The 326-nt window shown below is 67.8% G+C and carries 1 protein-coding gene; it reads right to left on the bottom strand.

The genetic code is table 11. The features are described from left to right. Positions 1 to 326: SwmB domain-containing protein (locus VTU_RS28645; RefSeq protein WP_265597350.1), on the bottom strand; the 326-nt coding region annotated here is incomplete at both ends.

The raw sequence follows: 326 nt of genomic DNA, 5'->3' as shown, positions 1-326 counted from the left end.
ACGCTGTTCACGCTGATGGCCGCGTTGCCCGCGCTGCTGACCGCAAAGGCCGAGGCGGCTGCGGTGTTCACGGCGTCCAGGTTGCTCGCGTCGGTGTAGGTCAGCGTCAGTTGGTTGCCGGTGACCTTGGGACCCGAGTCGCCGGTGGTGATCAGCACCGGGGGCGTGGTGTCTGCTGCCGACGTGCCATGGGTCACGGCCTGGTTGCTGAAGCTCACTGCGTCGTTGCCGGCTGCGTCCTGCACCACGTTGTCGCCCGTGGGCTTGGTGTAGCTCACGGTCACGGTCTCCGCGCTGGTCACGACGCGGCTCAGCGTCAGCGTCAC

Source organism: Verminephrobacter aporrectodeae subsp. tuberculatae At4 (assembly GCF_000193225.1).
GTDB classification, from domain to species: Bacteria; Pseudomonadota; Gammaproteobacteria; order Burkholderiales; family Burkholderiaceae_C; genus Acidovorax; species Acidovorax aporrectodeae.
Note: the sequence above shows the minus strand (reverse complement) of the source record. Positions and strands in the feature narration are given on the sequence as shown.